Annotated in this window: 5 protein-coding genes and 2 pseudogenes; all 7 read left to right on the forward strand. The window is 56.6% G+C overall.

Annotated features, from left to right (window positions below; translation table 11 throughout):
- Positions 1 to 374, forward strand: a pseudogene (locus SMC5_RS11825) (hypothetical protein); the annotation flags it as partial.
- Positions 371 to 505, forward strand: a complete 135-nt coding sequence (locus tag SMC5_RS11465; protein WP_279386325.1) for a hypothetical protein — start codon at positions 371 to 373, stop codon at positions 503 to 505. The pseudogene SMC5_RS11825 and the gene SMC5_RS11465, both read left to right, overlap by 4 nt.
- Positions 506 to 511: 6 nt before the next feature.
- On the forward strand, positions 512 to 1546 hold the full coding sequence (locus SMC5_RS10090) for a restriction endonuclease subunit S (protein WP_119120598.1): 1035 nt from the start codon (positions 512 to 514) through the stop codon (positions 1544 to 1546).
- Between the two features lie 2 nt (positions 1547 to 1548).
- Complete coding sequence (locus SMC5_RS11180; RefSeq protein WP_207799220.1) at positions 1549 to 2655, forward strand: hypothetical protein; 1107 nt, start codon at positions 1549 to 1551, stop codon at positions 2653 to 2655.
- Positions 2648 to 6064, forward strand: a complete 3417-nt coding sequence (locus SMC5_RS10095) for a DEAD/DEAH box helicase family protein (RefSeq protein WP_207799221.1) — start codon at positions 2648 to 2650, stop codon at positions 6062 to 6064. Before SMC5_RS11180 ends, SMC5_RS10095 begins: the two co-directional genes overlap by 8 nt.
- Positions 6065 to 6117: 53 nt before the next feature.
- Positions 6118 to 7173 (forward strand): restriction endonuclease, encoded by a 1056-nt coding sequence (locus tag SMC5_RS10100; protein ID WP_119089733.1) that lies wholly within the window; start codon positions 6118 to 6120, stop codon positions 7171 to 7173.
- Positions 7170 to 7864 (forward strand): annotated as a pseudogene (locus tag SMC5_RS10105) (hypothetical protein); the annotation flags it as partial. The gene SMC5_RS10100 and the pseudogene SMC5_RS10105, both read left to right, overlap by 4 nt.

Consider the following 7864-nt stretch of genomic DNA (forward strand, 5'->3'; position numbering starts at 1 on the left):
ACGTTCTGCTCTTCACCAAGACCAACAGCGGCGGCACGGACTACGTCTGGTTCTACGATGTACAGGCAGATGGCTGGAGCCTTGATGACAAGCGCACGCCCCTGCTGCTCGAAGATAAGCTTGGTGCAGTGCCACGGACCATCCTAACGGAAGGAGACTATGCTAAGAACAACCTGCCCGACGTNNGCGCGCAGAGCTTCTGCGTTCCGAAAGACGAAATTGCCGCGCAGGGCTACGATCTTAGCCTCAACCGATATAAAGAGGCAGTGTACCAGGAGGTTGACCACCGCGCACCCAAGGAGATCCTTGCTGATCTTGCGAAGTTGGAACAGGAAATACAACAGAGTATGACGAAACTGGAGGAGATGCTGTGAGAACGGTGCCTATCGCGGACCTGCTTGTCTTGCAGCGAGCCGGCTATTGGGGAGAGGATGCAGGCACCTCAGAGATTGACGTTCCTGTGATTCGAAACGGGGACGTGCTTGATTCGGGAGACATTCAGTAGAAGCATTTGCCAACGCGTGGTTTTCGCGAGGACGATGCTGAGAAAGCACGAGTCATGAGCGGCGATGTTGTGCTTACGGTATCGCGAAACTGCGGCTATGCAGCGTACGTCGCGACGGAGCCCATCACGACGACCTGTGCGTCCAACTTCGTGCGAGTCCTCCGCTTTGACGCCACACAGGCCAGTTCTCATTATGTGTTTCACTTCATGCACCGCGCTCAGTTTCGAGCTTCTCTTGCTCCCTTCATCAGGGGCACAACTATGAAGAACCTAGCGGTGGCGAACGCGCTGGCACAAGTGCGAATACCTCTTCCCTCGATTCGTGAGCAGTGTCGGATCGTGGAGGTGTTGGACGAAGCAGAAGCGCTGCGGGCAGAGCGCCGAGCATCCCTAGTGCAACTCGATTTGCTCACCCAATCGATCTTCCTGGACATGTTCGGTGGTCCAACTGCTGTGCTCAGTAGGTGGCCAGTGAGACAGCTGGGACAGTTGCTGGACTTCATGACGAGCGGGTCACGCGGCTGGGCTGAGTACTACGCCGAGTCTGGTGACTTATTCATCAGAATACAGAACGTTCAACGAGACGAGTTGGTCTTGGATGACATCACTCACGTAGATGCTCCACATTCTGCCGAGGCGGAGCGGACGCGAGTTCAGGCGGGCGATGTACTGTTGAGCATTACAGCTGACCTGGGTCGTACGGCCGTCGTGCCTGAAGGACTTGGAGCAGCATTCATCAACCAGCACCTATCGATTCTGCGGACACGGGCGCTGGTTCCTCGCTTCCTTTCAGCCTACCTGACATCGCCCGCTGGTCAGCGACAGGTGCTTGGCCGCAATCGACAAGGCGTGAAGGCAGGGCTCAACTTCGATGATATCCGGGCGCTCACCGTGCCCATCCCGCCGCATGAGCTCCAGTGCGAATTCGCCCGACGCGTCGCTGCCGTCGAGAAGCTGAAGACGACCCACCGTGCCTCGATGGATGAGCTCGACACGCTCTTCGCCTCGCTCCAGAATCGGGCTTTCCGGGGTGAGCTGTAGCCATGGATGGTCAGTTCATTGACGTCTGGTGCGAGACCTGGCAGGAAATCTGGACTCCGTTGACTGACCGGGAGGATGTTCCGGACGACATTTTCTGTGAGCTCTACCGTGAGTTGACGTGTGCACTCAAAGAGCCTGTGGCTGAGGCTGCAACAGCACTAGTGATCAATGATGCAGTCCAACGGCGGGAGATGTTTGACCGAGCACTCCAGCTTGCTGGGGCTAAGGTCGATCGAGCGACGTATGACGAGATCCTCAACAAGGTGCTCCAGGAGACTGTTTCTGGCTTATCGCCGAACATTGGTTCGCTGGAAGCTGCATTGGACGAGGTCATCAGTGATGTGTCCATAAGCAGAAGAGTGCTGGAACAAGCACTGTCGGAACTGGTCAACGATCCGAAGAAGCGTGCCGAAGCACTGGAGCGGGCAAACGACATCATCATCAACGACAAATCGAGAAGTCTTGATGCGTTCGAGAAAGTAGAAGCCAGTAGCATCGCAAGTGAGGCAGCGCTTATCGGGTTTCTCGAGGCCGCTCACGCTATCATGGGCGACTATGGTGGCAACTCCTTGGCGAGTGCCTACGTTGGCCTGTTGACAGACTTCATTGAGAAGTACAGTCTTCGGTATGACATATGCCCCCCGTGTATGTTGTGTCCAACACTGCCTGGTATCTTCACGAGCCTCTTCCGCGATGCATGCCGGCTTGGATCGGTCAATGGCAACATAGCCGAGCGCCTCGAGGATTTCCAGGAGGCTGTTCATGGCCTGCGACTCGGTCAGACAAAGGGTCGCATCGCTACCTGCATATCGAAGCAGGTGATGCTGCTTGAGGCTATTGGAGCAGCCACAAACAACGTGAAGGGAACCGAATTGGGGGCAATAAGCGATCAGATGCGGCAGTGGCCACACCCCGCCGTGAAGTTGTCGCTGCAGAACCTGTATGGCTTCACATCTGACTTTCCTGGTCTCAGACACGGGACTCCCTCGGCAGGCATGCTTCGTGATTTGGATATGCGTGACTTGGTCGCAATGTCAATCTTGCTTACGGGGTTCACTCCGTACTTCAGTGACCAGATCAACGCGGACAGCGTCTATCGACGTGGCTGATACGGACAACTTCAGCTTCCTTCGGACAGAGTGGCCTGAGGTCTATGAGGCGGCGAGCAAGGCCGCCGCAGCAGCCCATCCAGATCCTCGGACGGCATGCTTCTACGCGCGTCGTGCTCTGGAGCTTGCTGTCAAATGGGTCTACAAACATGACAGTTCCCTGCAACTGCCGTACCAGGACAACCTGGGGGCTCTGATTCATGATCCAACGTTCAAGGCTGTAGCTGGCGAGGCGATTTTTACCAAGGTATGTGTGATCACACGACTTGGCAATCAAGCGGTTCACAGTCATCACCAGATTCTGGAATCAGATTCACTCGAGGCAGTGCGAGAGCTCTTCCATGTGTCGTACTGGCTGGCCCGTACCTATGGACGAGTGGCACCTCCGGATTCGGGGTTGATGCTCGCTTCTGAGTTGTTGCCACGCACGTCGCCCGTTCCTCGGCAGACGCTGGATCAACTGCAGTCGATGGAGATAGCACTCAGCGAGCGCGATGAGAAACTGTCAGTCGTGCTTGCAGACAAGGCTGCGCTGAGCGAAGAGCTCGCGCGTCTCCGCGTCGAAGTGGCAGAAGCCAAGAAAGCAGCTGCCACTCGTCCAGACACACACGACTATGCTGAGGCGGAAACCCGTGACTACTTCATCGATTTGCTGTTGAAGGAGGCTGGGTGGCAGCTCGACCAGGCGCGCGACCGTGAGTTCGAAGTGTCTGGGATGCCCAACAGCGAGAATAAGGGTTTCGTAGACTACGTGCTGTGGGGTGATGACGGCAAACCGCTTGGGCTCGTAGAAGCTAAGCGCACGCAGCGCGATGCACGTGTAGGCCAGCAGCAAGCGAAGTTGTATGCTGACTGCCTCGAAAGGCAGTTTGGCCAACGGCCTGTCATCTTCTATACCAACGGGTACGAGCACTGGTTGTGGGACGACATCAACTATCCGCCACGGCGAGTGCAAGGATTCTACGAGAAGCCGGAGCTGGAACTCCTGATTCAACGGCGCACCAGTCGCAGGCTACTTGGTCAAGCCAACATCAATGAGGAGATTGTCAACCGCTTCTACGAGACGCGCTGCGTTCGACGAATAGGTGAGGCGTTTGAACGCGATCACGACCGCAAGGCGCTAGCAGTGATGGCCACAGGTGCGGGCAAAACGCGCACAGTGATTGCACTCTGTGACGTGCTCATGCGATGCAACTGGGTCAAGCGCGTGCTGTTCCTGGCCGATCGAACTGCACTAGTGAACCAGGCCGTAGGTGCGTTCAAGCGCCACCTGCCCGATGCTGAGCCGGTGAATCTGGTCACAGACAGAGACACCGAGGGTCGTGTGTTTGTGTCCACCTACCAAACCATGATGGGATTGATTGATGAGACACAGGACGGCCATAGGCGTTTTGGTGTGGGGCACTTCGATCTGGTCATCATCGACGAAGCCCACCGCTCAGTCTTCCAGAAATACCGCAGCATTCTTGACTACTTTGATTCGCTGCTTGTCGGATTGACCGCTACGCCAAAGGATGAGGTAGACCACAACACCTACGGCCTGTTCGACCTGGAGGACGGCGTACCCACGGACTCGTACTCACTGGAAGATGCTGTTCAGGACGGATTCCTCGTTCCTCCCAGGGCCGTATCTGTGCCGTTGAAGTTCCAGCGCGAAGGCATCAAGTACAACGATCTCTCCGAGGATGAGAAGGATCGGTGGGATGCACTCGAGTGGAACGAAGACGGGGACGTTCCTGACCAGGTGGAAGCTGCAGCCGTCAACGCCTGGCTGTTCAACCAGGACACCGTGGACAAGGTGCTTGCTCACCTGATGACCCGCGGGCAGAAGGTGGCTGGCGGTGACCGGTTGGGCAAGACGATCATCTTCGCCAAGAATCAGGCCCATGCCGACTTCATCGCGGAGCGGTTCAATGCGAACTACCCTCACTTCAACGGTGAGTTTGCCCGCGTGATCACATGCAAGACTGAATATGCCCAGAGCCTGATCGACGACTTTTCGAAGAAGGACGCAGCTCCCTACATCGCAATGTCTGTGGACATGCTGGACACTGGCATCGACATACCGGAGGTCTTGAACCTGGTGTTCTTCAAGCTCGTGCGCTCCAAGACCAAGTTCTGGCAGATGGTGGGACGTGGCACACGGCTCTGTCCAGACCTGTTTGCCCCGGGGCAGAACAAGGCATTCTTCTACCTGTTTGACTACTGTCAGAACCTGGAGTACTTCAGCCAGAATCCCGAGACGACTGACGGAGCGGTCCCGAATTCGCTGAGCAAGCGCCTGTTTCTGGCCCGGCTGGAGATGATCAGGGAATTGGACAAGGCTGCCGGTGATGCGGGCAGCGGTGTCAGGGAGACCGTAATCCCTGGCGGTGACCCGTCGAATGACGTAGAGATGCGGTCCTCACTCGTGGAACTCCTGCATGGAGAAGTGGCGACAATGAACCTGGACAACTTCGTCGTCAGACCCAAACGGCGTGTAGTCGAGAGGTATGCCAAGTCTGATACATGGACGGTTCTCTCGGACGAAGCCGTGGATGAGCTGTCTCACCAAGTGGCAGGACTGCCTTCGGAATTGGAGGCGGAGCCAGAGGAGGCAAAGCGGTTTGATCTGCTCATGCTCAGACTGCAGTTGGCATTGTTGTGCTCAGAGCCTGTGTTTGAGCAGCTCAGGGAACAGGTCAAGGCGATCGCTGGACTCCTGGAGGAGAAGACGGCTATTCCAATGGTGATGGCGCAAATGCCGCTCATCCAGTCTGTGGCGACCGACGAATGGTGGCAGGACGTGACCGTGACCATGCTTGAACAGGTACGACGACATCTGAGGGCACTCGTCGGGTTGATCGAGAAGCAGAGACGGAGGTTCATCTACACCGACTTCGAGGATGAACTGGGTACGGAGGCTGGCATGCTACTGCCTGGCCTAACACCTGGCCAGGACTTCGAGAAGTTCCGCGCGAAAGCCGAGGTCTTCCTGCGTTCGCGCCAAGACAACGATGCAATCCGGAAACTGCGCAGCAACAGGGCCCTGACAGCATCGGACTTGAAGGAGCTGGAGCACTTGTTGGGCGAATGCGGGGGCACTGCTGGCGATCTAGAACGCGCCAAGAAGGAGGCTCAAGGGCTTGGGCTGTTCGCTCGGTCGCTGGTGGGCATGGACCGCGAGGCGGCCAAACAGGCAATGGACGGCTTCCTGGCAGGCAAGACTCTCAATGCCAACCAGATCCAGTTCGTGAACATGGTTGTGGAGCACCTGACCGAGCATGGTTTGTTGGATACGGCTCTGTTGTATGGGTCTCCCTTCACGGATATTGCCCCGCGCGGGCCCGATGGATTGTTCGATGCAGCACAGGTCAGTGAGCTGCTGGCAGCTCTTGAGAGAGTGAGAGAGACGGCAGTTGCGGCATAACATTCGAGACGTCGTTGTGCCTGAGAAGTGGATGGAATCACGAGGAGGAACTCATGGCAGTATGGGTAGTACGTGGAGGTAAATACGGAGAGCAGGAAGGTATTGCGCTTGACAATGGCGTCTCGGAGATCCGTTGGCTCGAACTTCCGGACCTGTCTCCGGTCGCTCGGGACAGCGATGAGGATTCAGCGCGGGCCAAGTTGGAGCATATGTACGCTGAGGTGTATCCTCAGAATTCACCTGGCTCGCAGGCGGTCAACCGTGGACAAATCTGGTCATTCGTACGCCTCATCAAGAAGGGTGACCTTATCCTCTTGCCTCTCAAGTCAACCCATGCTATCGCTGCCGGAACAGTCATAGGTGACTATGAATACCGCACCGATTTAGGAGACATGGTCCGTCACGTGCACCAGGTGAAGTGGCTCAAAACAGACATCTCCCGGGCTGCCATTCAGCAGGACCTTCTCTATTCGCTTGGATCCGTACTGACGGTATTCAAACCCACTCGGAACGATGCCCAACATCGGCTGCAGGTCATCGCCGAGAAGGGGAGAGATCCAGGACCCGGATATACTCCACTTGGCAAGCCTGATGCTGGCGATGGGCCGCCGGAGGCCATGCCTGATCTCGAGGAAGTCGCAATGGAGGACATTCGAGCGCGCATCAACGCCAAGATGAAGGGGCATGGGTTCGCCCGTCTTGTTGAGGCCATTCTGATTGCAGAGGGCTATACAACGTTCACCTCGCCACCTGGAGCCGATGGTGGTGTCGACATCCTTGCCGGTCGAGGTGCCTTCGGGTTCGATGAACCAAGGATCTGCGTTCAGGTCAAATCACAGGACTCGCCTGTGGACGCTCCTACCGTCTCACAACTCCTTGGAGTCATGTCCGGATTCAACGTCCACGAAGGACTATTCGTCTCCTGGGGAGGATATACGAAGGGTGTCGAGCAGCAGCACAAGAAGAACAGCTTCTTCAGGGTACGTCTATGGGGCGCAGAGGAGGTCATCGAGAAGGTCTTCGAGCACTATGAGGAGCTCCCTGCCGATATCAGGGCAGACTTGCCGTTGAAGCGCATTTGGATGCTGGTTCCCGACGAGGACGCATGAAACATCACATTTTCCTGTTGCACGAAGGGGAGAAGTTGACATCTATGGAGGAACGGGCGTACGATTCGGAGGACCGCCTGCAAGCACTACTGGCCAACTATCCTGAGTTGCTGGGTGGTGACCAAATGGACGAGACCTATCCGCGTCGGTGGCTGCTCGTTGAACGCGAGATCAGCATTCCCGGTGACGAATCAGGAGCCGGCCGATGGCACCTTGATCATCTCTTCATCGACCAGGATGGCGTGCCAACGCTGGTCGAGGTGAAGAGGGCGACTGACACGCGCATCCGGAGGGAGGTCGTCGGGCAGATGCTGGACTATGCTGCCAACGGAGTTCGTTACTGGCCGATCGAGCACATCATGGAGCAATTTGAACATACGTGCGTCGCACGCAAGCGTGACAGCACGGAGGAGCTCGGCGCTTTTCTGGCAGGTTCACAGGAGCCAGAGAAATTCTGGGGAACCGTCAAGGAGAACCTTCGGAATGGCAACGTCCGGATGCTGTTTGTTGCCGATCAGATTCCTGAGGAACTCAAACGCATCGTCGAATTTCTCAATGAGCAGATGGATCCGGCAGAGGTACTGGCTGTAGAAATCAAGCAATTCGCCGAAGGTTCCAATGAAGCGCTCGTGCCAAAAGTCATCGGTCAGACGTCAGAAGCTACTGCGCGCAAGCAGGTGTTGTCCGGACG

This window comes from Candidatus Cryosericum odellii, from assembly GCF_003570935.1.
GTDB lineage: Bacteria > Caldisericota > Caldisericia > Cryosericales > Cryosericaceae > Cryosericum > Cryosericum odellii.